The organism is Ruegeria arenilitoris (assembly GCF_013031355.1).
Lineage (GTDB): Bacteria > Pseudomonadota > Alphaproteobacteria > Rhodobacterales > Rhodobacteraceae > Ruegeria > Ruegeria arenilitoris_C.
Map to the genome: position 1 here is coordinate 534,989 of NZ_WPZO01000001.1, position 22,851 is coordinate 557,839.

24 protein-coding genes and 1 tRNA gene are annotated in these 22,851 nt (G+C 58.0%); 10 read left to right on the forward strand and 15 right to left on the reverse strand.

Annotation, left to right across the window (positions count from 1 at the left end):
• Positions 1–2: 2 nt before the first annotated feature.
• From GOX63_RS02650 to GOX63_RS02685, 8 genes are all read left to right on the forward strand, one after another.
• The gene (locus GOX63_RS02650) at positions 3–1,184 is read left to right on the forward strand and encodes an ABC transporter substrate-binding protein (protein ID WP_170324928.1); all 1,182 of its coding nucleotides are present in this window, start codon (positions 3–5) and stop codon (positions 1,182–1,184) included.
• Positions 1,185–1,290: 106 nt separating this feature from the next.
• A complete protein-coding gene (locus GOX63_RS02655; protein WP_170324929.1) occupies positions 1,291–2,079 on the forward strand; it encodes an ABC transporter ATP-binding protein in 789 nt (262 codons plus the stop codon).
• Complete coding sequence (locus GOX63_RS02660; protein WP_170324930.1) at positions 2,076–2,906, forward strand: ABC transporter ATP-binding protein; 831 nt, start codon at positions 2,076–2,078, stop codon at positions 2,904–2,906. The genes GOX63_RS02655 and GOX63_RS02660 overlap by 4 nt, the downstream gene beginning before the upstream one ends.
• Before the next feature lie 100 nt (positions 2,907–3,006).
• Entirely contained in the window at positions 3,007–3,342 is a 336-nt protein-coding gene (locus tag GOX63_RS02665; protein WP_170324931.1) for a hypothetical protein, read from the forward strand.
• A 299-nt stretch (positions 3,343–3,641) separates the two neighbouring features.
• On the forward strand, positions 3,642–4,019 hold the full coding sequence (locus GOX63_RS02670; protein ID WP_170324932.1) for a hypothetical protein: 378 nt from the start codon (positions 3,642–3,644) through the stop codon (positions 4,017–4,019).
• 198 nt (positions 4,020–4,217) lie between these two features.
• Complete coding sequence (locus GOX63_RS02675) at positions 4,218–5,228, forward strand: branched-chain amino acid ABC transporter permease (protein WP_170324933.1); 1,011 nt, start codon at positions 4,218–4,220, stop codon at positions 5,226–5,228.
• Positions 5,225–6,538 carry a branched-chain amino acid ABC transporter permease gene (locus GOX63_RS02680; protein ID WP_170324934.1) on the forward strand — a complete coding sequence of 438 codons (1,314 nt, stop codon included), beginning with the start codon at positions 5,225–5,227 and terminating at the stop codon, positions 6,536–6,538. The genes GOX63_RS02675 and GOX63_RS02680 overlap by 4 nt, the downstream gene beginning before the upstream one ends.
• Positions 6,539–6,725: 187 nt before the next feature.
• On the forward strand, positions 6,726–6,977 hold the full coding sequence (locus GOX63_RS02685; protein WP_170324935.1) for a hypothetical protein: 252 nt from the start codon (positions 6,726–6,728) through the stop codon (positions 6,975–6,977).
• Between the two features lie 45 nt (positions 6,978–7,022).
• On the opposite strand, the gene GOX63_RS02690 is transcribed toward GOX63_RS02685, so the two are convergent.
• Positions 7,023–8,564: a helicase HerA-like domain-containing protein gene (locus GOX63_RS02690; protein WP_170324936.1), complete on the reverse strand. Its 1,542-nt coding sequence runs from the start codon at positions 8,562–8,564 to the stop codon at positions 7,023–7,025.
• 428 nt (positions 8,565–8,992) lie between these two features.
• Here GOX63_RS02690 and GOX63_RS02695 point away from each other — a divergent pair, with 428 nt between their 5' ends.
• Positions 8,993–9,601, forward strand: a complete 609-nt coding sequence (locus GOX63_RS02695; RefSeq protein WP_170324937.1) for an invasion associated locus B family protein — start codon at positions 8,993–8,995, stop codon at positions 9,599–9,601.
• Positions 9,602–9,662: 61 nt separating this feature from the next.
• Here the strand turns inward: GOX63_RS02695 and GOX63_RS02700 are convergent, their stop codons facing one another.
• Genes GOX63_RS02700 through GOX63_RS02715 form a run of 4 tightly spaced genes read right to left on the reverse strand, consistent with a single transcriptional unit; the run spans position 9,663 to position 13,902 of the window.
• Complete coding sequence (locus GOX63_RS02700) at positions 9,663–10,871, reverse strand: beta-ketoacyl-[acyl-carrier-protein] synthase family protein (RefSeq protein ID WP_170324938.1); 1,209 nt, start codon at positions 10,869–10,871, stop codon at positions 9,663–9,665.
• Positions 10,872–10,880: 9 nt separating this feature from the next.
• The gene (locus GOX63_RS02705) at positions 10,881–11,138 is read right to left on the reverse strand and encodes an acyl carrier protein (protein WP_170324939.1); all 258 of its coding nucleotides are present in this window, start codon (positions 11,136–11,138) and stop codon (positions 10,881–10,883) included.
• A 32-nt stretch (positions 11,139–11,170) separates the two neighbouring features.
• The gene (lpxD, locus tag GOX63_RS02710; protein WP_170324940.1) at positions 11,171–12,262 is read right to left on the reverse strand and encodes a UDP-3-O-(3-hydroxymyristoyl)glucosamine N-acyltransferase; all 1,092 of its coding nucleotides are present in this window, start codon (positions 12,260–12,262) and stop codon (positions 11,171–11,173) included.
• 35 nt (positions 12,263–12,297) lie between these two features.
• Complete coding sequence (locus tag GOX63_RS02715) at positions 12,298–13,902, reverse strand: L,D-transpeptidase family protein (protein WP_170324941.1); 1,605 nt, start codon at positions 13,900–13,902, stop codon at positions 12,298–12,300.
• Between the two features lie 354 nt (positions 13,903–14,256).
• Between GOX63_RS02715 and GOX63_RS02720 the strand changes: the two genes are divergently transcribed.
• Positions 14,257–14,826, forward strand: coding sequence for a YcbK family protein (locus GOX63_RS02720; RefSeq protein WP_170324942.1), 570 nt, complete (start codon positions 14,257–14,259; stop codon positions 14,824–14,826).
• A 134-nt stretch (positions 14,827–14,960) separates the two neighbouring features.
• On the opposite strand, the gene GOX63_RS02725 is transcribed toward GOX63_RS02720, so the two are convergent.
• From GOX63_RS02725 to GOX63_RS02770, 10 genes are all read right to left on the reverse strand, one after another.
• Positions 14,961–15,037: transfer RNA gene (locus GOX63_RS02725), tRNA-Arg, on the reverse strand.
• Positions 15,038–15,103: 66 nt separating this feature from the next.
• A complete protein-coding gene (locus tag GOX63_RS02730) occupies positions 15,104–16,324 on the reverse strand; it encodes a cysteine desulfurase (RefSeq protein ID WP_170324943.1) in 1,221 nt (406 codons plus the stop codon).
• A gap of 13 nt (positions 16,325–16,337) precedes the next feature.
• Entirely contained in the window at positions 16,338–16,895 is a 558-nt protein-coding gene (locus tag GOX63_RS02735) for a YIP1 family protein (RefSeq protein WP_170324944.1), read from the reverse strand.
• Positions 16,892–17,377: a YIP1 family protein gene (locus tag GOX63_RS02740; protein WP_170324945.1), complete on the reverse strand. Its 486-nt coding sequence runs from the start codon at positions 17,375–17,377 to the stop codon at positions 16,892–16,894. Before GOX63_RS02740 ends, GOX63_RS02735 begins: the two co-directional genes overlap by 4 nt.
• Complete coding sequence (gene sufD, locus GOX63_RS02745) at positions 17,377–18,657, reverse strand: Fe-S cluster assembly protein SufD (protein WP_170544714.1); 1,281 nt, start codon at positions 18,655–18,657, stop codon at positions 17,377–17,379. Before sufD ends, GOX63_RS02740 begins: the two co-directional genes overlap by 1 nt.
• Positions 18,657–19,412, reverse strand: a complete 756-nt coding sequence (gene sufC / locus GOX63_RS02750) for a Fe-S cluster assembly ATPase SufC (RefSeq protein ID WP_170324947.1) — start codon at positions 19,410–19,412, stop codon at positions 18,657–18,659. Before sufC ends, sufD begins: the two co-directional genes overlap by 1 nt.
• A gap of 49 nt (positions 19,413–19,461) precedes the next feature.
• Positions 19,462–19,665 carry a hypothetical protein gene (locus tag GOX63_RS02755; RefSeq protein ID WP_170324948.1) on the reverse strand — a complete coding sequence of 68 codons (204 nt, stop codon included), beginning with the start codon at positions 19,663–19,665 and terminating at the stop codon, positions 19,462–19,464.
• Complete coding sequence (gene sufB, locus GOX63_RS02760; RefSeq protein WP_170324949.1) at positions 19,665–21,185, reverse strand: Fe-S cluster assembly protein SufB; 1,521 nt, start codon at positions 21,183–21,185, stop codon at positions 19,665–19,667. Before sufB ends, GOX63_RS02755 begins: the two co-directional genes overlap by 1 nt.
• Before the next feature lie 18 nt (positions 21,186–21,203).
• A complete protein-coding gene (locus GOX63_RS02765) occupies positions 21,204–22,247 on the reverse strand; it encodes a cysteine desulfurase family protein (protein WP_170324950.1) in 1,044 nt (347 codons plus the stop codon).
• 57 nt (positions 22,248–22,304) lie between these two features.
• Entirely contained in the window at positions 22,305–22,763 is a 459-nt protein-coding gene (locus GOX63_RS02770; RefSeq protein ID WP_170324951.1) for an Rrf2 family transcriptional regulator, read from the reverse strand.
• Positions 22,764–22,851: the final 88 nt, after the last annotated feature.

Here is a 22,851-nt window from a genome sequence, read left to right on the forward strand (position 1 = left end):
TCATGAAAAAGCTGCTTACCGCAACTGCAGCAACCGCTCTGCTGGCCGGCACCGCCATGGCCGAAGACGTCAAACTGGGCATTATGTTCGGTTTCACCGGCCCGATTGAATCGCTGTCGCCTGCGATGGCCGCCGGTGCCGAGCTTGCGATGAAAGAAGTCTCAGAATCCGGCAAGCTGCTGGATGGCTCGACCGTAACCCCCGTACGTGCAGACACCGGCTGTGCCGACAACGCGTTGGCCACTGCAAACGCCGAGCGTCTGGTTGCCGAAGGTATCAACGGCCTCGTCGGCGGTGACTGTTCGGGCGTGACTGGCGCCATCCTGCAAAACGTCGCCGTGCCGAATGGCATGGTGATGATCTCGCCGTCTGCCACTTCGCCCGGCCTGTCCGTCATGGAAGACAACGGCCTGTTCTTCCGCACCTCGCCGTCGGATGCGCGCGAAGGTGAGATCATGGCCGACATCCTGAAAGAGCGTGGCGTCAACTCGATCGCTCTGACCTATACCAACAACGACTACGGCAAGGGTCTGTCCGAGGCGATCAAATCGTCGTTCGAGGCGCTGGGTGGTGTAGTTACCATCGTGGCCGCGCACGAAGACGGCAAGGCGGACTATTCTGCCGAAGTTGGTGCGCTGGCATCGGCAGGCGGCGACATTCTGGTTGTGGCCGGTTACCTGGACCAAGGTGGTCTGGGCATCATCCAATCCTCGCTGGACAGCGGCGCGTTCGACACGTTCGGCCTGCCGGGCGGCATGATCGGTGACTCGCTGCCCGAAAACGTCGGCCCGGATCTGAATGGCTCCTACGGTCAGGCGCCGGGTTCGAAAAGCGAAGCCGCGGATTCGTTCTTTGCGATGGCCGAGGGCGAAGGCTTTGACGGCTCGTCGATCTTTGTTCCCGAATCCTATGACGCCGCAGCGCTGTTCCTGCTGGCCATGCAGGCCGCAGGCTCCAGCAACCCGGCTGACTACGGTAGCAAGATCATGGACGTCGCCAACGAACCGGGTGAGAAAATCTATCCGGGTGAACTGGCCAAGGGTCTGGAACTGCTCGCCGCCGGTCAGGACATCGACTATGTCGGTGCATCGGGTGTTGAACTGATCGGCCCGGGTGAAAGCGCCGGTGCTTATCGTGAGATCGAAGTGATCGACGGTGAAATGAAGACGGTTAATTACCGTTAATTCAGCGTCAATTCAGTCCAAACACAGCAGCCCGGGCCTTGTGCCCGGGCTGTTTCAGTGACAAAAGGCTGCACCTCTGTTTTCGGGGAAAAGACAAGGGAAGACCATGATCGTCGTTGAAGACGTGCACAAGCATTTTAGCGGCTTCCACGCGGTGGATGGCGCTTCGTTAAAGATCGAAAAAGGTTCGATCACTGGCCTGATCGGACCGAACGGCGCCGGCAAGACCACCCTGTTCAACGTGATCGCGGGCGTTCTGCCTCCGACATCCGGGCGCGTCGTCATGGATGGAGAGGATATCACCGGCCTGCCCCCACATGAGCTGTTTCACAAGGGCCTGCTGCGTACTTTCCAGATCGCGCATGAGTTTTCTTCGATGAGCTGCCGCGAGAACCTGATGATGGTCCCCGGCGCGCAATCGGGTGAGACGCTGTGGAACACGTGGTTCGGCCGCAAACGCATCGCCGACGAAGAGCGCGCCCTGCGTGCCAAGGCCGACGAGGTGCTTGAGTTTCTGACCATCGAGCATCTGGCCGACCACAAGGCAGGTCAGGTCTCGGGCGGGCAGAAGAAGCTGCTTGAGCTTGGCCGCACCATGATGGTCGATGCCAAGATCGTGTTCCTGGACGAGGTCGGCGCGGGCGTAAACCGCACCCTGCTGATGACTATCGCCGACACGATCCTGCGTCTGAACAAGGAACGCGGCTATACCTTTGTGGTCATCGAGCACGACATGGATTTCATCGGCAAGATCTGCGACCCGGTCATCTGTATGGCCGAGGGCAAGGTTCTGGCCGAGGGCACTCTGGACGAAATCAAGGCCAACGAACACGTGATCGAGGCCTATCTGGGCACCGGCCTGAAGAATAAAGACAAGCTGGAGGCCGGAGCGTGAGCGACAACCCCTACCAAGACGATCACGGCAACAAGGACGCGACGATCACCAATCCCCATGGTGCGGGCACCATGACACCTGCCCATCAGACCAGCGGTGAAACGCATTATGTCGGCGGCGGTCCGTTCCTGATCGGTGACACCATGACTGGCGGCTACGGCAAAGGCCCCGATATCCTGCACGACTGCACCATTGCCGTCGACAAGGGCGAAATTGCCGTCATCGTCGGCCCCAACGGTGCCGGTAAGTCCACCGCGATGAAGGCAGTGTTCGGAATGCTAGACGTGCGCGCGGGTTCGGTTCGTCTGGATGGAGAGGACATCACCAACCTCTCGCCTCAGGACCGCGTGATCAAAGGCATGGGTTTCGTACCGCAGACCTCGAACATCTTCACGTCGATGACGGTCGAAGAAAACCTCGAAATGGGAGCCTTCATCCGTCGCGACGATATCAGCCAGACGATGGAGCAGGTCTATGACCTCTTCCCCATCCTGCGCGACAAACGCAACCAACCCGCCGGAGAGCTGTCGGGCGGTCAACGCCAGCAGGTTGCCGTGGGTCGCGCACTGATGACCCAGCCCAAGGTGCTGATGCTGGACGAACCGACCGCTGGTGTCTCACCCATCGTGATGGATGAGCTGTTCGATCGGATCATCGAGGTTTCGCGCACCGGCCTGCCGATCCTGATGGTCGAACAGAACGCCCGTCAGGCGCTGGAGATCGCAGACAAGGGATATGTGCTGGTTCAGGGACGGAATGCCTATACCGGCACGGGCAAGGAACTGTTGGCTGATCCGGAAGTACGGAAGAGTTTCTTGGGTGGGTAGCGTGGGGATACCTAAGATATTGATCTTGGCCTCAATTTGCAGTGCTGCTGAAGCCGAAACATGCTTTCTAAGTGAAGTCTGTGAAAACGAGGCGGAATGCGTGGGCTCGGCGCTGAATATCGAGTTTATCGGCAATCCACCCAACCAGATTCGAAGCAATTTCGGGGGTTTCATCATTGATGGTACCGCCGCGGCTGGTGAAGCGACTTCCGGAGTACGCCTTTCGAACGGAACAGAGTACGTGGTCACATCTGAAAACTCGTTGATGATTGCATCTCAAGAAAATGAAAATAGCCGCTCGATCATATTCTTGGCACGAACACCACCATCAAAACTGACGGCTACGCTCGCTGTCGTTCCGCAGCGATATGTCGAATATTCAGAGACCTTCGACGCACGTCGCGTATTTGAAGGCGATTGTGAGCGGGAGTTTTAAGAAACTTCCTCAACACCCTTGTGGCGCTGACCAACTTCGTCCTTGTGCCCTCAAGTCTCTAAAGCTGCTTGCTCTAAGGGAATGAGGCCAAACTGTGATCAGGGTTGATGTTGGCCGCCCTGCGGTCAAATAATATCATTCATTTACAACGCCCTATAACCTTTTCTACGACCCCCTAAAAATTCCGCACCGGCTAAATTTTCGCCACGTTCCGCACGTACTCACAGCGCGCGAACAGCGGGAATCGAGCATTTGATTCTCAACCATGTCGGGCAGACGCCCCATTCAGGAGACACATCATGAAATATCTGGCAGCGCTTGCCGCTATTGTCCTGCCCGCGACCGCTCAGGCCGTGTCGCAAAACCCAGCGGAAGGTGAAGTTGTTTTTGAGTGCCAGATTACCGAAAGCTGTAAATCCGGTGGCTGCAAACCCATTGGGTCTGTCCGCCAGGTCACGCTGAAAAAGATCGACGGCCAATCCAAAGGTCTTCTGGTAGCTGAAGGGCAAGAGCATGAAGTCCTCGTGTACCCCAGCCTTGGCGCGCAGGAATTCCTACAAATTAAAGACAACGGAAGCGTCGGTTACACTATAAAGTCCGACACCGGACACCTTGAGGTTCGGGCTTCTGGCGGACAGCAACGTAACGACCGTGGTGTCTGCAAGACTCTGAACTGAGGCAATCAGCGCAGCAGTTGCCAACCTGCTATGCGCCGGAAAAAGGTTGAACCAGTCCGGCGCGTACTTGTCTCCCTAACGTCACGTTGCGCAGATGCCGTTTTTTCTAAGGTTTTCGGCATACCCAAACACCAGAAATATTGTGTCTTTGCTCACTGCTATGCCATAAGGCCGCACCCGGCGGAATGAGAAGGTGAAATGGACATACTAAACGCGCTTGTCGCACTTGCGAATTTTGTGCTGGTGCCTGCAATTGCTTATGGCAGCCAACTGGCATTGGGGGCGCTGGGCGTCACTCTGATCTATGGCATCCTGCGGTTCTCGAACTTTGCCCATGGCGACACGATGGCCTTTGGCGCAATGATCGCCGTGCTGGTCACGTGGGGGCTACAGGCCGCGGGGGTCAGCTTCGGTCCGTTGCCGACCGCCCTATTGGCTCTGCCCTTTGCCATTCTCGGCTGTATCGTTCTGGTGCTGATCACCGACCGGTTGGTCTATCGGTTCTACCGGGAACAAAAGGCCAAACCGGTCATTCTGGTGATCGTCTCGATGGGTGTGATGTTCATCATGAACGGTCTGGTGCGGTTCATCATCGGACCGGATGACCAAAGGTTCTCGGACGGCGCGCGGTTCATCGTGTCCGCTCGGGATTTTCGTGAGATGACCGGGCTTCGTGAAGGGCTGGCGATCAAGACCTCTCAGGGCATCACTGTGATCGTAGCTGTTGTCGCCGTGGCGCTGCTGTTCTGGTTCCTCAACAAGACCCGCACCGGCAAGTCGATGCGCGCCTATTCGGATAACGAGGATCTGGCGCTGCTGTCCGGCATCAACCCCGAACGCGTCGTAATGATCACATGGATCATTGTCGCCGCATTGGCGACCACTGCTGGCGTGCTCTATGGGCTGGATAAAAGCTTCAAGCCTTTCGTCTATTTCCAGCTTCTGCTGCCGATCTTTGCCTCGGCCATTGTGGGCGGCCTCGGCAGCCCTCTGGGTGCTATTGCAGGTGGTTTCATCATCGCCTTTTCCGAGGTGACGATCACATATGCCTGGAAAAAGGTGCTTACCTATCTGGCGCCGGAAGGCCTGGAGCCGTCGGGATTGGTGCAATTCCTGTCCACCGACTACAAATTCGCGGTCAGTTTCGTGATCCTGCTGATCGTACTGCTGTTTAAACCTACGGGTCTGTTTAAAGGGAAAGCGGTATGACCGAGCCTGTCAAAAACACGCTGCTTTTCGCCGTGGTCGGCGGCCTGATCCTGCTGACCGGGTTCACGCAGAGCTGGAACGCCGCGATTCTGATCCTGAACATGGGACTGATCTCGGCCATCATGGCGTTGGGGGTGAACCTGCAATGGGGCTTTGCCGGGCTGTTCAACGTCGGCGTCATGGGCTTTGTCGCGCTGGGCGGGCTGGCGGTTGTCCTGGTCTCGACCCCGACCACGCCCGGGGCGTGGTCTGCAGGCGGGTTCGGTATCGTCCTAGCCATGTTGCTGGGGGCCGCGACCGTTGTGGCCACCGTTTTGGTCGCACAGAAGATGCCGAAAGGCCGAGTTCGAACCCTGTCGATCATCGCAATTCTGATCGTCGGGTTCTTTATCTATCGTGCCGTTCTCGATCCCAACACGGCGGCTGTCGAGGCGATTGAACCGGCCGTCGCGGGTAACCTTGGCGGTTTGAACCTGCCGGTGCTGCTGGCCTGGCCAGCCGGGGGTCTGCTGGCTGCAGGTGCGGCCTGGCTGATCGGCAAGACCGCTCTGGGTCTGCGCTCGGACTATCTGGCGATTGCAACGCTGGGGATCGCCGAGATCATCATCGCGATCCTGAAGAACGAGGATTGGCTGGCCCGGGGCGTCAAGAACGTTTACGGCATCCCGCGCCCGGCACCGGTTGTTGGCTATGAGGTCGATCTGCAGAACGATCCCGGCTTTGTAGCACGCGCAGATTGGTTGGGGCTGGACCCGGTTACGGCCTCGACCCTTTCGGTTAAGCTGGGCTATTCGCTTCTGTTCCTGATCGTGTTGCTGGTGCTGCTGTGGATGGCACAAAAAGCCCTTCACAGCCCCTGGGGCCGCATGATGCGCGCCATTCGTGACAACGAAGTCGCGGCCGAGGCGATGGGCAAGGACGTCACCCGCCGCCATCTGCAGATCTTTGTTCTGGGCTCAGCCATCTGCGGCGTTGCGGGCGCGATGATGACCACTCTGGACGGTCAGTTGACCCCCAGCGCGTATCAGCCGCTGCGGTTCACCTTCCTTGTCTGGGTGATGGTGATTGTTGGCGGCTCGGGCAACAATTTCGGCGCTGTACTGGGTGCGTTCGTGATCTGGTTCCTGTGGGTTCAGGTCGAACCCATCGGCCTGTGGCTTATGAACCTGATCACTTCGGGTTTGCCCGATGGCAGCGCGCTAAAGGCGCATCTGATCGAAAGCGCCGCGCATATGCGCCTGCTGACCATGGGCATGATCCTGCTGATTGTTCTCAGATTCAGTCCAAGGGGCCTGATCCCGGAAAAATAGATCACATTCCAAGAAAATTTTGGAACCGCGCCACATAATCGGCGCGGTTTCTTGATTCATGAACCTAACGTGAATAGACGAGGTCATCGTTAGGCACATTCCGGACCTGCGCCAGATCGCCTTCACGTTTAATTAGTCAATCGGGGCTGAAACTACAGGCCACCTCTCGAGAGTAAGAAGACGACGTATGAAAACTTCCATTTTCCCCAAGATCCTCATGCTGCCAGTCGTCGCCAGCCTGGCTGCATGTATCCCGTCCCCCGAAGATTTGGAGACCACACCAGTCAAGGTCCAGACCCCCAAGGGCGTGGTGACTTGCCAACTGTACCGACATGACCGGGTATCCTGGGACCGTGCCATCGATTTCCCGGCTACCAAGATGTCGGTGCCCGAGGCGGACGCCTACTGTAAACAGGAAGGCCAGCGTCGCCTGAAGTAACGGGATCGGCGCCGGGCGGCAGACACACCGCGCGGCGCCATGCGCTTATCGGCCCCTAAACAGCCCGCCCAGAATACCGCGGACGATACGGCGGCCGGTTGTCCCTTTGAGCTCTTTGATGACCGCCTCGCTCATGGCGGTGGCAAAGGTATCCTTCTTCCGCAAGACTCGGGAGGATGACCGCCCCAATCGGCCACCGGAATACCGGCGGGCCGTGGCGAATTCGCGTTCTGCTATTGTCTGGGTCTCTTCCTTCTCTTCCGCTTTTGCAGCAGCTTTGGCAGCCTCATCCGCACGGCCCTGAAGGATTTCGAACGCCGACCTGCGATCCTTCAGCGTGCCGTATTTGGACTGCATGGGAGATGCTGCCAGAACTGCCTGACGCTCGGCCTTGGTGATTGGCCCAAGCTGAGACCCAGGTGGGCGGATCAGGGTGCGTTCAACAATACCCGGCACCCCCTTTTTCTGCAGCATCGAGGTCACCGCCTCGCCCACGCCAACCTCGCGAATTGCAGCTTCGGTGTCGAAGGCCGGGTTCTCGCGATAGGTTTCGGCGGCCAGACGTAGGTTTTTGCGGTCCCGGGCGGTGAACGCCCGCAGGGCGTGCTGCACCCGGTTACCGAGCTGCCCCAGAATGTCCTCGGGGATGTCCGCCGGGTTTTGTGAGACAAAGTAGACCCCAACACCCTTGGACCGGATCAGCCGGGCGACCTGCTCGACCTTGTCGACCAGAACCTTTGGCGCGTCTTCGAACAGCAGATGCGCCTCATCAAAAAAGAAGACCAGCTTGGGTTTGTCCGGGTCGCCGACCTCGGGCAGTTCCTCGAATAACTCGCTCAGCAGCCACAACAGGAAAGTTGCATACAGGCGCGGAGAGCCCATCAGCTTGTCCGAGGCCAGAATGTTCACCATCCCCTGCCCGTTCTCATCCGTTCGCATCAAATCGGCAAGCTCCAGCGCCGGTTCGCCGAACAGGTTGGTGCCACCCTGATTTTCCAACACCAGCAAGCGCCGCTGGATCGCCCCGATCGAAGCAGTTGAGACATTGCCGTAGCGAAGAGACAATTGCGCCCGGTTCTCACCAATCCAGACCAGCAGGGCTTGCAGGTCTTTGAGGTCCAGCAGCGGCATTCCTTCTTCATCCGCGACCCGGAAAGCGATGTTTAGAATGCCTTCCTGTGCCTCGCTCAGGTCCATGAGGCGCGACAACAGCAATGGGCCCAATTCGGTCACCGTTGTGCGCACCGGGTGGCCTTGCTGACCAAACAGATCCCAGAACGTCACCGGGCACGCGGCATAGGCGTAATCCTGAAACCTGATGCGCGTCGCACGATCCTGAAACGCCTGATGGAGCTTGTGAGTTTCGCTGCCCGCCTTCGCCAGCCCAGACAAATCCCCTTTGACGTCGGACAGGAACACAGGAACCCCAGCTTGTGAAAACCCTTCTGCGAGGATTTGCAGGGTGACCGTCTTGCCCGTGCCCGTTGCACCGGCAATCAACCCATGCCGATTGGCATATTTCAACGTCAGGGATTGAGGCTGGCTATAGTCGTCACCCGCACCGCCCAGAAAAATGTTATTTTCCATGTATGTAAGGCCTTAATTTCCACCGATCTGCCCCCAGCATACAAAGTTAACCTTTGACTGCGATAGTCAAATCGCCGCCTTCGTCGCGAATGGTGCAAGGTGGCAAACTTCCTCCCTGTCAGACTGACCGCGCCTTCGGGCGCGGTTTTTTTAACGGAAACCTGTATCTTCCGTTAAATTTCAAGGTTTGCAGTTGACCGCTGCGCCCGCCTTTCGTAACGTCTGCCCATAACTAAGTCGGCCAGTCCGACGGGGAGAACAATTCTGGAAGGGAGCCGCTCCACCGGCTCCCTTTTTCATTGGCCGGGAACGTCGGTAAACGGCGAAAAACCGATCACATCCGGGCGTTTGTAAAGCTTAGTGCCTGACACCGTGATCGAACGGTGGTAAGACCCAAAAAAAAGCTCAATCACACTGCCGAGGCATTCATGATCAAGAAACTTCTCTCTTTCAACGTAATGGCCGCCGTACTGTGCGGCAGTGCCGTTTACGCACAAGAAGCGACGCAGGAAAGCCAACCCGCAGCCGAAGCGCCGCAGACAGAGGCGGGAAGCAATCTCGATCTGGGCGAAAGCGGTCCTCGCGTTGGCGAGCAATATGTCAAAGAAGAGGTCGGAGACTGGTCTGTTACGTGCATCAATTCCGGCACAGACAACGACCCCTGCGCCTTGCGACAGATTCTGCTGGGCCCGCAGCGTCAGCCCATTGCGGAAATCACCATTGAAAAACTGCCCGAGACTGCCCCGGCGGTAGCCGGCGCAACCGTTATCGTGCCTCTGGAAATTCTTCTGCAGGCGCAGCTGGCATTTTCGATCGATGGAGCGCCTGGCAAGCGCTATAACTATCACACCTGCACCCCGGTCGGTTGCATCGCCCAATTGGGCTTTACTCAGGGTGACGTGGACGCGATGAAAGCCGGCAGCAAGGCACAGATGTCTATGGTTTCGGTTCTTGCGCCCACACAGCTGGTGCAGCTGGAGATGTCCCTTTCAGGCTTCACCGCCGGGTTCGACGGGCTGAGCGTGAACCAGAACTAAGGCACGACAAAAAAACGTCGCCGTGTCCGAACGGCGACGTTTCTTTAACTTTATTGCTGTTTTAAACCTTCCTGAGCGCAAGCACCGCGTTGAGCCCGCCAAAGGCAAACGCGTTGCTCAAGGCAACTTCGACCTTTGCTTCGCGGGCGTCGTTGGGCACAACGTCCAGCGCGCATTCCGGGTCAGGCTCTTCATAGCCGATAGTCGGAGCGATCACGCCATCCCGCAGGGCCATGATACAGGCCAGCAGTTCCACCGCGCCGGTACCACCGATCAGGTGGCCGTGCATGGATTTCGTAGAAGAAATCATCAGATCATCTGCGTGCGGTCCGAATACATCGGCAACGGCCGCGCATTCGGTTTTGTCATTCGCGGCCGTACCAGTGCCGTGCGCATTGATATAGCAGACCTGATCCGCATTCAGACGCGCATCCGCCAAGGCACCTGCCATAGCCCGTGCCGCGCCCTGCTTGCTGGGCATCACGATATCCGATGCGTCCGAGGTCATGGCAAACCCAACCACCTCGCACAGGATATCGGCACCCCGGGCGCGGGCATGTTCATATTCCTCAAAAACGAAGATACCAGCGCCCTCACCCTGAACCATGCCGTTACGGTTCGCACTGAACGGGCGGCAGGCATCGCGAGACATGACCCGAAGCCCTTCCCAAGCCTTCACGCCGCCGAAACACAGCATCGACTCTGACCCACCAGTGATCATTGCAGGGGCCGCCCCGCTGCGTACCATCTGGAACGCCAGCGCCATGGCGTGGTTCGACGATGCGCAAGCCGTCGAGACGGTAAAGCTCGGGCCTTTGAGGTTGTGCTCCATCGACACATGGCTGGCTGCAGCGTTGTTCATCAGTTTGGGTACAACAAATGGATGAACGCGGTTTTTACCATCTTCGTAAACCGACCGGTAATTGTCGTCCCAGGTCGAAACACCACCCCCGGCAGTACCCAGTACCACGCCGGACCGCGCGGCAAGATCGCCATGAAACTCGATCCCAGATTGATCGATCGCCTCTTTCGCAGCGGTCAGGGTGAATTGTGTGAACCGGTCATAGAGGCTCATTTGCTGGCGGTTGAACCGCCCTTCGGCCTCGAACCCACGGACCTGACCGCCAATCTTGATGGAAAGCCGTTCAACGTCGCGGAACTCAAGCTCGGAGATACCGCAACGCCCTTCGCGCATGGCTTCAAGCGTCTCGGCGACCGAATGGCCCAGCGAATTGATCGTGCCGGCCCCGGTAATAACAACGCGTTTCATGAGGCTTTGTCAGACCTTTTCCGACACAAGCTTTTCGATACCGGCGATGATGGCGGCAACGTTCGAGATATCAAAATCGCTGGCCTCGGGTTCGTTGGCATTGAAAGGTACCGAGATGTCGAACTCTTCCTCGATGGCGAAGATGCTTTCGACCAGACCCAGACTGTCGATTCCCAGATCCTCAAGTGTGCTTTCGGGTGTGACGTCCGAAGGCTCCAGCACGGCCTGCTCAGCAATGATTGCGATGACGCGGTCGGTGATGCTCATGTCGGTCCTCTGATTATCCCGTTGCGGATGATTTAATCACTCGGAGGCTGTTTGAAAACAGCCTTTTTCAACGCCTCGACGTCACGAGCTATGCGCGGCAGACGACGTTGTGCTTTGTAGATGTTGGTATGGGTGTCCATCTTGATGCCCGGATAGCCCATGATCACACGGCCCGCAGGGACATTTGACAGAATCTTTGTACCGCCTCCTGCAATCACGCCGTCGCCGATAAAGATATTGTCGACCACGCCGGTCTGGCCACCAAGAACCACGTTGTTGCCGATCTCGACCGAGCCGGACACACCGGTTTGGCCGCACAGCAGACAGTCCTGCCCGACACGGGTGTTGTGGCCGACATGCACGAGGTTATCCAGTTTCGAGCCGTTGCCGATGCGGGTATTGCGGATCGTACCGTTATCGACCGTGCAATTGGCACCAACTTCGACGTCGTCACCAATCTCAACCGCGCCCAGAGAATGAATGCGCAGCCAGCTTTGCGCCCGCGCGTCGCCCTGATCACCCATCGTCTTACGCGCGTTTTCGGCACCGGAAACCTCAGGGGTGACAAAGCTGAACCCGTCGCCACCGATCCGCGCGCCGGGTTGGGCAATGAAACGGTCGCCGATTTGCGCCCGGGCACCGATGCTGACCATCTCGCGCAGTAGCGCATGATCGCCCAGAACCGCGTCCATCCCGATTACACAATGCGGGCCAATCACCGCGCCCTTGCCGATCTTCACCCGCGCGCCAACAACGGCCAGAGGACCAATTGAGGCACCCTCGCCGATTTCCGCCGTTGGGTCGATCACCGCCGAGGGGTGAATCCCCGGCTCAACCCCCTGCCCGCGATCCAGCATCGCGGTCACCCCTGCCATCGCCATACGCGGCCGGGGAACAAAAATCGCCGCTTCCAGACCCAAAGCCTGCCAGTCGGCCCCTTCCCACAAGACGGCGGCCCGTGCGGACGCACCGCTCAGCGCCTCGGCATATTTCGGAGACATCGCCATCGCCAAATCGGTCGCCCTGGCATCCGCCGGTTCGGCGGCGCGTTCGATAGTAAGGCTGGTGTCGCCCTGACTTTCCGCCCCAAGGGCATCGGCGATTTGCTGGATGGTGTAGTGCATATCGGGCTTCCCGGATTAAGGACCTGCCCCGCTGATTACCCCTGAACGTCCGGCAGGGCTACCCCTGCTTTCTGCAGAGCTTCCCAGATTTTCTGGTCCCGCTCATAGACATCCCGACGATACTGAACCTTTCCCTTCGGTCCGATAAAGGCCGTTCGGTAGATGATATGGACCGGAACGTGTTCCTCGAGACGCACCGTGGTTTCCTTGCCGGTATTCAGCACTCGGTGGAAAAACGCCTTGGGGTTCTCTTCCTGTTTGGCCAGCAGCGCATAGGCGAACTCAAAGGGTTGAGCCAGGCGGATACAGCCATGCGAGAACGCCCGCACCTCACGCGCGAACAGACTTTTCTGAGGCGTATCATGCAGATAGATGTTGTACTTATTGGGGAACATGAACTTCACAAGCCCCAACGCGTTACTGGTTCCCGGCGCCTGTCGCATCGCAAACGGAAAGTTGCGCGCATTGAACTGGGTGAAATCCACCGCACCTCGATTGACCTGACGGCCGCTGCGATCGGTGATCTGGATATGGCCGACCGCGTTCGGGTTAGACTTCAGCTTAGGCAGGTATTCCTTGGTGATGATCGAGCGCGGGACATACCAGCTTGGGTTGATGACCATATGCTCCATCTCGTCCGAGAATTCGGGGCTGCGACGGTCATGGGTATTCTTGCCGATCACGGCGCGGGTCTCAAAAGTGATCGCACCCTCATCCACGATCTTGGCCGAAAAATCGGTCTGGTTGACCAGAATATGCCGCGCGCCGCGTTCGCGCGGCAACCAACGTTCACGTTCCAGCGCGACATAAACCGCCTTGAGCCGATCCGAAGCACTGCGGTTAAGCTCGGTGATCGTGCCCTGACCAGCAACGCCGTCGGCTGCAAGCCCGTGATCGGTCTGGAATGCCTGCACCGCGGCCAACAAAGCATCGTCAAAGTCCGGGCTGGCAGTAGGACGCAGATAGCCCATGGAAACCAAACGGTTACGCATCTTTATTACATTGGGTCCCGTGTCACCGTATTCCAGCTTGGACACCGGAACCGTCGCCCCCCAGCCCCCCTGGTTGACGAGATTTTCCAGGATCAACTTCTGCTTCATCAACGCCCGGTATTGCGTCGATTGCGGGGCAAGCTGATCGAAATAGCTGCCGTTCTCTGCCGCGACCAACGCCTGAAGATGGTCCTTGGCCGAAGTCCTTTCGACCTTGCGCACCAATCCATCGTCAATTGCAGAGGGCCGCAGCGCGCCGGATTGCAGGTTGCGGGCATATTCCACAAACGCGCGGCTCAATTGGATCTCGACCGCGCCAAAATCACGCGTCGTGCGGGCGTTCTGCATCTGATCCAAAAGCGCCTGAACGCTGTACGAGCCCTGCGGAAGTCCGTGCATGTCAGTGCCCGACAAGGCCCGGATCAACCGCGCCCGTCGCGCCAGGTGCTCAGGCGATTCCCCAACCCAAACCGGCGCAAACCCGTTTTCCCGGTAAAACTCCGAAATCCCTGACCCCGAGGGGGCAAATTCCGCGACAGCCATCTGATAAGCCGTTGCCGGCCGGGTTTCTGCGCCTGAGATTGATGCTGAAGCCAGAAAACATGCCGTTAAAATAAAACTAGAACGCGTCCGAAAACCTGAGAACATGGGATGGCCTTGATTATTCATTATTTTACGCCGCTGGGGAGCGTGCCGATCAACTATGGTTGCGTCCCGTGCAGCTTGTCTATTCACAAATGTATCACCGCGGCGCATCTGTCAGAGCGTGATGCGTGTTTGCATCGCCCAGCGGAATAGCGCCGCCAAATGCCTCTGAATTATACATAATTGCGCCACCTGCGCAAAAAACTGCCGAAAATTCCCCCTTGAAAAGGTGATTTTGAAAGACTTCTTGGCTGATTTTCGCGACTGTGCCATAAATCCCGCATCTGGGATGGGAAAAAATTAAGAACGCGCGCGTAACATCGTGCGCAGGCAGGAACAGTACGGGACGAAACTGAAATGACGATGAGCAGTACCTCGGGCTTGACCCGGCGTGCCCTTCTGGGCGCATTCGCGGCTACGGCAGTTGTGGCGGCACCGACTTATTCCAATGCGGCAGGGTTTCTTCGTGGCGGTGGCGACATTCGGCGTATTCGTATGTATTCCGGCCGTACCGGCGAACGCATCGACATGATCTATTGGGTCGATGGCAAATACATCAAAGACGCCGTGAAAGAGGTCAACCATTTCATGCGCGACTGGCGGACCGATCAGGTCAAGGACATGGACCTGCGCACCATCGACATTATGGCGGCCTCGCATAATCTTTTGGATGTAAACGAACCGTATATGCTGCTTTCGGGCTATCGCTCGCCGCAGACCAACGCGATGCTGCGGTCGCGCTCGCGCCGGGTTGCCAAGAACTCGCTGCATATGAAAGGTCAGGCCGCCGACCTGCGCCTGTCGTCCCGTTCGGTCTCGCAGATGGCCAAAGCGGCCATGTCCTGCCGCGCTGGTGGCGTGGGCAAATACTCCCGTTCAAACTTCGTCCACATGGATTGCGGTCAGGTCCGCAGCTGGGGCGGCTAAACACCCTGCACAGTTTCGAAACGACGAGCGCCCTTGGGCGCTCTTTGTTTTTTGGGGCACCGGAAAAGGCGCTAAGGCTTGCGGAAAACGGCGATCACAACGAGCACTGCGCAGAGCCTAATAAAAAGGGAGTTTGGCGCACCTGAGAGGATTCGAACCTCTGGCCTCTGCCTTCGGAGGGCAGCGCTCTATCCAGCTGAGCTACAGGTGCCTTGGCCGTTAGCTAACCTTGTTCCGATCCGGGTGCAACTGCAAATCTTCCCGGATCGGTCAGGTTTCAGGCAAACAGATCATGCGCCAGTTCCAGCGCATCGATCAGCGTGTCGACCTCGTCCTTGGTGTTGTACAGGCCAAAGCTGGCGCGGCATGTAGCAGTGACTCCAAGGTGATCCATCAACGGACCTGCGCAGTGATGGCCAGCCCGAACGGCGACGCCCTTCTTGTCGAGAATCGTCGAAACGTCATGCGCGTGCCCTGCCCCGTCCAGCGTAAAGCTGAAGATGGCCGCCTTGTCCGCGCGGGTGCCCTGCACCTGCACCCAGTTCAGGCCGTTCAGGCGCTGCATGGCATAGTCGCGAATCCCAGCCTCATGCGCGGCGATGTTCTCCATCCCCAGATCCATCATGTAGTCCAGCGCCACGCCCAGACCGATGGTCTGAACGATACCGGGGGTTCCGGCCTCGAACTTCATCGGCGGGTCATTGTAGATCACCTGATCCTTGCTGACCTCTTTGATCATGTCGCCGCCACCGATAAAGGGGCGCATCTCGGCCATGCGTTCCGATTTGATATAGATCGCCCCCGAGCCGGACGGACCGTACAGCTTGTGCCCGGTGATTGCGTAGAAATCGCAGCCGATATCCTGCACGTTGACCGGCATATGCACGGCGCCCTGGCTGCCGTCGACCAACACAGGAACACCCTTTTCATGGGCGCCTTGCGTGATGGCCTTTACATCAACCACGGTGCCCAGAACATTCGAACACTGTGTCACGGCAACCAGCTTGGTCTTGGGCCCAATCGCGTCGATCACCGCCTGCGGGTCCAGGCCGCCTTCGGCGTCCACATCGACCCATTTCAGGACAACGCCCTGACGTTCGCGCAGAAAGTGCCAGGGGACGATGTTGGCGTGATGCTCCATGACGCTGAGGACGATCTCATCCCCCGCCTGCAGCCGCGGCATCGCCCAGCCGTAAGCAACCAGATTGATCCCCTCGGTCGTGCCCGAGTTTAGGACGATCTCATTCTCATCCGCCGCGCCCAGAAAACGAGCGATGGTGCCGCGGACGGCCTCATACTTCTCGGTCGCCAGATTCGACAGGAAATGCAGACCTCGGTGAACGTTCGAGTATTCCTCAGCATAGGCTCGCGTTACCGCGTCGATAACAACCTGAGGCTTTTGCGCCGAGGCCCCATTGTCCAGATAGGTCAGCGGCTTGCCATTCACCTCGCGCGACAGGATTGGAAAGTCTGCGCGGATTTTTTCTACGTCATACATGGTCTTCTTATCCCTATACCGGGGCGTTGGGCATCAATGCGAGGACAAAGGGCACAGCAACCACACCGGCCAGCAAAATGACTCCGAATGCTTTCCAGAGCGATCCGAATTTATGGGCTTCATTCAGGAAATGGAGCGTGACGTAAAGGCTCAGAACAAATGTTGCGAGCGAAAACATCAGCATCAAAAACGGAAGGACCATCGCCAGAACGAGAGTGATGAGCATCGCAACGATCTGTAGGTATTGCAGCCAGACAATCAGTGTCATGATGCCATTAAAGGTCGCGACGCCGCCAAGTAAGCGCCCCGCAAGCAAAAACGCCAGAATGCTGAGAAGTAAAAAGGCGGCCGAACGTATCAGGTAAAGAGCAACCGACTCTGATACTGGCGCCAGCTCCCCCTCTTGGACTGGTAGAAACTGAAGCATTCCGACCTGCACCAGGCAACTCAGAACAACAGCCAGGAAAAACGCCAACCAAAGAACTTCGCGTCCGAGGCGGATATCCAGCAACTGCCGGGCGACCACGGCCGGATTGATCACAGTTTGAACGGCAAGGTTCACAACATTCATTCTGCTTGCCTTTGCGCTTGTCTGAGACCGGCCAGCCAGAACCAGAAAAACACCCCGAGCCAGATCATGCCGACCAGAGTCAATGCCGGACCCGGTCCGATGAACCCGGCGACCAGACCATTCAACAGAACCAGAGGGGTTGATGACAGCAGCGCCCAGAACAACGCAAGACGGGCTCCGTAAGCTGTTCCGCGACCTCCGACCAAACGGGCAGCGCCATAAGACAAAAAAGCCAGCGCGTAGAAGAACAGCGGCAGGATGATGACAGTGCCCAGCAAGGCCCCGCCCATCAGCATGTTCAGCTCAAGTCCTTCCAAATGCGCGCGTCGGGCAAGACTGGGAAGCTGCGCGATAAACGCAACCACGCAGAACCCCATGACGAAGATCAACGCCCTGTCTTCGCGTTCACCCAAGTCCAGAAGCCGGCGCACCACACGCCCCGGCCCCCGGTACGTGGCCACGATATCCGATGTGACAGGCATCAACTGCGCCGCGCCAACCAGCCTTCCAGACGGGTAACGATCTCTTCGGCCAGTGCGCTGTCTTCGATCTCGTCCACCGCCTCTGCCAGAAAGGCCAGGGTTAGCATATTGGTGGCATCCTTGTGCGGCACGCCACGCGAGCGCAGGTAGAACAGAGCCGTCTCGTCAATCGCCCCCGAGGTCGATCCGTGCGAGCACGCGACGTCATCGGCGTAGATCTCAAGCTCGGGCTTGGCGAGGAACTGGCTGTCATCGTCCAGCAGCAGCGACTGGCTGATCTGATAGCCGTCTGTCTTCTGCGCGCCTGCCTTGACCAGGATCTTTCCCTGGAACACGCCGGTCGCGCCATTGCGCAGAACCTTTTTGAAAACCTGACGGCTTTCGCAGTTCACCGCGTCATGGGTGATGAATACCGTGTCGTCGTGGTGGAAGTCACCATCGCCAACGCAGGCACCCGCCACATGGGCAACCGCATCGTCGCCGGTCAGTTCGATGACCTGTTCATTGCGGGTCAGAACACCATTTGCGGTCAGGGTAAACGATTTGTAGGTCGATACCGCTCCCAGACGGGTGAACATATGGGTCATTGCCCGGCGCTCGTGATCGCGACCCTGCGCACGCACGTGATGCAGCGTGCCATTATCGGCAATGTCGATTTCCATGCACTTGTTGAATCGGGACGCTGCCGGACCGTTTTCCAGAATCGTAACCTCGGCCCCGCTTTCGACACGGACAATGTGATGCAGCATGGCATCCGACGTTTCTGATGCGTGGCGATAGATCAGGCTGATCGGCTTGGACGGCTTGCCGGTGACATGAATCGCTACGCCATCCCCGGCAAAAGCAGTGTTTAGCGCTGCCAGCGGCCGTTGAACCGGAGATTGCCCGCGCGCCTCAAGAACGCCGTACAATTCCTTGGCCCAATGGATATCCTTGCAGCAGATATCCTCAATCCGATCAATGTTGACGCCTTCCAGCTCCAGATCATCCGATTCTTCGGCGCTGAACACGCCGTCGATGAAGACGATTTTCAAACGGTCGATCTCGCCGAACAAGGTCTCCTCATCCGAGAGGAACAGCGCAGCATGTGGCGCTTCCGGCGAAATCAAAGTGTCGGGGCGCGTGTATTTCCAATACTCGTCGCGCCGTCCGGGCAGACCCATCTCCAACACACGCGCCAAAGCATCTTCACGCGCGGCACGCGTGCATCCGGCATCGGGCATGGTCAACGAGGCCAACCGTTCCTCGGTAGCGGTCTGTTTTGCTTGCGGCAAAGCCATCAGTTCACCTCGGCCAGAATGTCGGCGTAACCATTATGTTCAACTTCCAGCGCCAGCTCGGGGCCGCCGGATTTCACGATACGGCCGTTCGCCATGATGTGCACGACATCAGGTTTGATGTGGTCCAGCAGACGCTGATAGTGGGTGATCACCAGAAAGCCGCGGCCTTCGTCACGCAGGGCGTTAACGCCTTCGGACACCAGCTTCATCGCATCCACGTCGAGGCCCGAGTCGGTCTCGTCCAGAATGCACATCTTGGGCTCCAGCATGGCCATCTGCAGGATTTCATTGCGCTTTTTCTCACCGCCCGAGAAACCGACGTTCACCGGACGCTTCAGCATATCGGCGTCGATTTTCAGAGATTTTGCCTTGGCACGCACTTCTTTCAGGAATTCAGCGGCGGACAGCTCCTCTTGACCGCGGGCCTTGCGCTGCGCGTTAACGGCAGTACGCAGGAAGGTCATGTTGCCAACACCGGGAATTTCCACCGGGTACTGGAACGCCAGGAAGACACCCGCAGCAGCGCGCTCTTCCGGCTCCATCTCCAGCAGGTCTTGACCGTCCAGAGTGGCCGAACCTTCGGTGACCTCATAGCCGTCCCGACCCGACAGCACATAGCTGAGCGTCGACTTGCCCGAGCCGTTCGGGCCCATGATCGCGTGTACCTTGCCAGCTTCAACCGTCAGGTCCACACCTTTCAGGATCTGCTTGTCTTCTTCTTCAAGTTGTACGTGCAGGTTCTTGATTTCCAGCATGTTTTGTCCTTTTGCGTATCGCAAGGGGCGCCCCGGCCCCGATAAATTCTTATCCCAGCATTTTGCGGATCAGACGTGCGGCAACCCACCCAAGGATTGCCCCGATGCCGACCGCCCAGACCGGGTTGATGAAGTCCATGTAGAAGATGTTGACGTAGGCCACCCCAAGCAGGCCGCCCAATACCGGCAGTGCATATCCAAGCCAGGTCAGCACATCATCCCTTTGGATGCCTTTCCGGGGTGTCCGCGCCATCAACCGACAGAGCCTTCCAGCGAGATTGCCACCAGTTGCTGCGCTTCCATGGCGAACTCCATCGGCAGCGCCTGCAGCACATCCTTGCAGAACCCGTTGACGACCAGCGCCACGGCCTCTTCTTCGTCCATGCCGCGTTGACGGCAATAGAACAGCTGATCGTCATCCACCTTGGATGTCGTCGCCTCGTGTTCCACGCGCGAAGAGTTGTTCTTGACCTCGATATACGGAACCGTATGCGCACCGCATTTATCGCCGATCAGCAAGCTGTCACACTGGGTATAGTTGCGGCTGTCCTTGGCCTTGGGGTGCATAGAGACCAGACCACGATAGGTGTTCTGCGCCTTACCCGCACTGATGCCCTTGGACACAATACGCGACTTGGTGTTCTTGCCCAGATGAACCATCTTGGTGCCGGTGTCGGCCTGCTGATAGTTATTGGTAATCGCGATCGAGTAAAACTCACCCTGGCTTTCGTTGCCGCGCAGGATGCAGGACGGGTATTTCCAGGTCACGGCCGAGCCGGTTTCCACCTGGGTCCACATCACCTTGGATCGGTCGCCGCGGCAATCGGCGCGCTTGGTCACGAAGTTGTAGATGCCGCCTTTGCCGTTCTCATCCCCGGGGAACCAGTTCTGAACGGTCGAGTATTTCACCTCAGCGTCTTCCTCGACGATGATCTCAACCACGGCCGCGTGCAGCTGCGCCGTGTCGCGCTGAGGCGCGGTGCAGCCTTCCAGATAGGACACGTACGAGCCTTTGTCGGCGATGATCAGCGTGCGTTCGAACTGACCCGTGTTTTCCGCGTTGATACGGAAATAGGTGCTCAGCTCCATTGGGCAGCGGACGCCCGGCGGGATGTAGACGAAGGACCCGTCCGAGAACACGGCCGAGTTCAGCGTGGCATAGTAGTTGTCCGAAACCGGAACCACGGTGCCCAGATACTTCTTCACCAGTTCAGGGTGATCCTTGATCGCCTCGGAGATCGAGCAGAAGATCACGCCATGTTTGGCCAGTTCGTCCTTGAAGGTCGTACCGACGGATACCGAGTCGAAAACCGCGTCCACAGCGACCTTGCGGCCTTCTGCGGGCATGTCTTCGGCCCCTTCGACGCCTGCCAAAATCATCTGTTCTTTCAGCGGGATACCCAGCTTTTCGTAAGTGGCCAGCAGCTTGGGATCGACCTCATCCAGCGATTTCGGCTTTTCCTCCATCGATTTCGGACGGGCATAGTAATACTGGTCCTGAAAGTCGATCGGCGGGTAATGCACCATCGCCCATGTCGGCTCTTCCATCTTGGTCCAGCGATCGAAGGCCGACAGACGCCATTCGGTCATCCACTCGGGCTCTTCGTTTTTTTCAGAGATCAGGCGGACGATATCCGGGTTCACGCCCTTGGGCGCATATTCCATCTCGATATCGGTATCCCAGCCGTATTTGTAGGTGCCAACCTCGCGCACCGCATCCACGGTTTCCTGATCGACACCTTCTTTTACCTGGGTCTGGTCCAAAGCGGCCATATCCTTCACTCCGTCAGATCACGCGGCACGCGCGCGATGCTTTTTCTCTTTTTCAAGCCACGCTTCGGCGAAGCGCAGCACATCTTCTTGCGTGGTCAAAGGGCCAAGCGACACGCGTATCGCGCTGGCTGCTGTGACCTCGTCATAACCCATTGCCGTAAGAACCGCGCTGGCGCGGACTTTGCCGCTGGAACAGGCTGATCCCGCACTCACCGCAAAACCCGCCAGGTCCATCTGCATTACCTGCGTTTCGCCCTTCCAGCCGGGAGTAGCGAAACACAAGGTATTGGGCAGGCGATCCTGATCTTTCCCGACAAAAATAGTAGATTTAGAACCAGCCTCAAGGGCCTTTTCTAGAATATTTCTAAATTCTTGAACCTGCTCCCAAACGCCATTGGCCAGATCCCGAGCCGCTGCCTCAGCTGCAGCCCCGAAACCCGCGATACCAATGACATTTTCCGTGCCCGAGCGACGGCCCATCTCCTGGCCTCCGCCCTTAATCTGGGCAGGCAAGTCCGTGCCGCGCTTCATCACGACAGCGCCGATGCCCTTTGGGCCGCCCAACTTATGGGCCGAGATCAACGCCATCTGGGTGTCCAGCCAATTGAAAGCGACCGGCAGTTTACCAAAAGCCTGCGTTGCATCGGTCACGGCCAGTCCCTTAGGTAGCTTCTGAACGATCCCGGTTTCCGAATTGGCCAGTTGCAGGGTCGATTTTGCCGGCTCTGACACCTGCACCTGACCGGATTTCGCGGCAAGCAAATCCTCGGCAATCCAAGCCCTTACAGCATCATGCTCAATCGCAGAGCCGTGAAGGATACGGCCACCGAGCGCCAGCGCCGCCCCCTCGGTCGAGCCCGAAGTGAACACGATATCCGCTCCATCGGCCCCAAATGCGGATGCAATTTGCGCCCGCGCGCGCTCCACCACTGCTTTGGCTGCGCGCCCCTCGGCATGGACCGAAGACGGATTACCGCACAACTCCATCGCTGCGATCATCGCGTCGCGCGCCTCGGGTCGCAGAGGAGTTGTCGCGTTGTGATCCAGGTAAACACGAATCATGGATTCACCTTTTTCCAAACGCGAAAACCCTGGGTGCCGAATCCATGGTGCATTACGTCACTCATCGACAACGGCAAACAGGCTGGGGACCGCGGGGCACGGGGCCAGATCGTTTTTGATTACATCCGACAACCGCGTCTGATGCAGGAAGACATAGACATGTGCGCTGAGGCTTTCCCACAGACGGTTGGTCAGCGATTGCGCCCGGCTTCCCGATGACGCCCCGGAAGCCCCTGCGCCTTTTTGCAGCGCATCAACGGTTTCATCGACTGCGGCCAAAACCTCGACCACGCGAATTTCCGATGCAGGACGCGCCAAACGATAGCCGCCACCCGGCCCGCGAACCGACGACACCAAATCAGCACGGCGCAGTTTGACAAAAAGCTGTTCCAGATACGGAAGTGAGATATCCTGCCTTTCTGAAATTTCCCCCAATGTCACAAGGGTATCTTCAGGCTGAGTAGCAATATCGGCCAGCGCAACCATTGCGTAACGACCCTTGGTCGAAAGCTTCATTGTCTACTCCTCTAGGCTAGTACCGCGCGAAAACATTGACGCCGCCGCTGCCAGTGCGTATCTCCGACAGGCAGCAACTTGCGCAAAG

Bases quoted from the DNA above. Each gene is read 5' to 3' on its own strand.
- GOX63_RS02765 (WP_170324950.1), bottom strand. From the start codon at position 22,247: ATGATTCGTGTTTACCTGGATCACAACGCGACAACTCCTCTGCGACCC.
- GOX63_RS02720 (WP_170324942.1), top strand. From the start codon at position 14,257: ATGACGATGAGCAGTACCTCGGGCTTGACCCGGCGTGCCCTTCTGGGC.
- sufC (WP_170324947.1), bottom strand. From the start codon at position 19,412: ATGCTGGAAATCAAGAACCTGCACGTACAACTTGAAGAAGAAGACAAG.
- GOX63_RS02700 (WP_170324938.1), bottom strand. From the start codon at position 10,871: ATGAAACGCGTTGTTATTACCGGGGCCGGCACGATCAATTCGCTGGGC.
- GOX63_RS02705 (WP_170324939.1), bottom strand. From the start codon at position 11,138: ATGAGCATCACCGACCGCGTCATCGCAATCATTGCTGAGCAGGCCGTG.
- GOX63_RS02680 (WP_170324934.1), top strand. From the start codon at position 5,225: ATGACCGAGCCTGTCAAAAACACGCTGCTTTTCGCCGTGGTCGGCGGC.
- GOX63_RS02670 (WP_170324932.1), top strand. From the start codon at position 3,642: ATGAAATATCTGGCAGCGCTTGCCGCTATTGTCCTGCCCGCGACCGCT.
- GOX63_RS02650 (WP_170324928.1), top strand. From the start codon at position 3: ATGAAAAAGCTGCTTACCGCAACTGCAGCAACCGCTCTGCTGGCCGGC.
- lpxD (WP_170324940.1), bottom strand. From the start codon at position 12,262: ATGCACTACACCATCCAGCAAATCGCCGATGCCCTTGGGGCGGAAAGT.
- GOX63_RS02685 (WP_170324935.1), top strand. From the start codon at position 6,726: ATGAAAACTTCCATTTTCCCCAAGATCCTCATGCTGCCAGTCGTCGCC.
- GOX63_RS02655 (WP_170324929.1), top strand. From the start codon at position 1,291: ATGATCGTCGTTGAAGACGTGCACAAGCATTTTAGCGGCTTCCACGCG.
- GOX63_RS02755 (WP_170324948.1), bottom strand. From the start codon at position 19,665: ATGGCGCGGACACCCCGGAAAGGCATCCAAAGGGATGATGTGCTGACC.
- GOX63_RS02715 (WP_170324941.1), bottom strand. From the start codon at position 13,902: ATGTTCTCAGGTTTTCGGACGCGTTCTAGTTTTATTTTAACGGCATGT.
- GOX63_RS02690 (WP_170324936.1), bottom strand. From the start codon at position 8,564: ATGGAAAATAACATTTTTCTGGGCGGTGCGGGTGACGACTATAGCCAG.
- sufD (WP_170544714.1), bottom strand. From the start codon at position 18,657: ATGGCTTTGCCGCAAGCAAAACAGACCGCTACCGAGGAACGGTTGGCC.
- GOX63_RS02740 (WP_170324945.1), bottom strand. From the start codon at position 17,377: ATGCCTGTCACATCGGATATCGTGGCCACGTACCGGGGGCCGGGGCGT.
- GOX63_RS02730 (WP_170324943.1), bottom strand. From the start codon at position 16,324: ATGTATGACGTAGAAAAAATCCGCGCAGACTTTCCAATCCTGTCGCGC.
- GOX63_RS02675 (WP_170324933.1), top strand. From the start codon at position 4,218: ATGGACATACTAAACGCGCTTGTCGCACTTGCGAATTTTGTGCTGGTG.
- GOX63_RS02695 (WP_170324937.1), top strand. From the start codon at position 8,993: ATGATCAAGAAACTTCTCTCTTTCAACGTAATGGCCGCCGTACTGTGC.
- sufB (WP_170324949.1), bottom strand. From the start codon at position 21,185: ATGGCCGCTTTGGACCAGACCCAGGTAAAAGAAGGTGTCGATCAGGAA.
- GOX63_RS02770 (WP_170324951.1), bottom strand. From the start codon at position 22,763: ATGAAGCTTTCGACCAAGGGTCGTTACGCAATGGTTGCGCTGGCCGAT.
- GOX63_RS02735 (WP_170324944.1), bottom strand. From the start codon at position 16,895: ATGAATGTTGTGAACCTTGCCGTTCAAACTGTGATCAATCCGGCCGTG.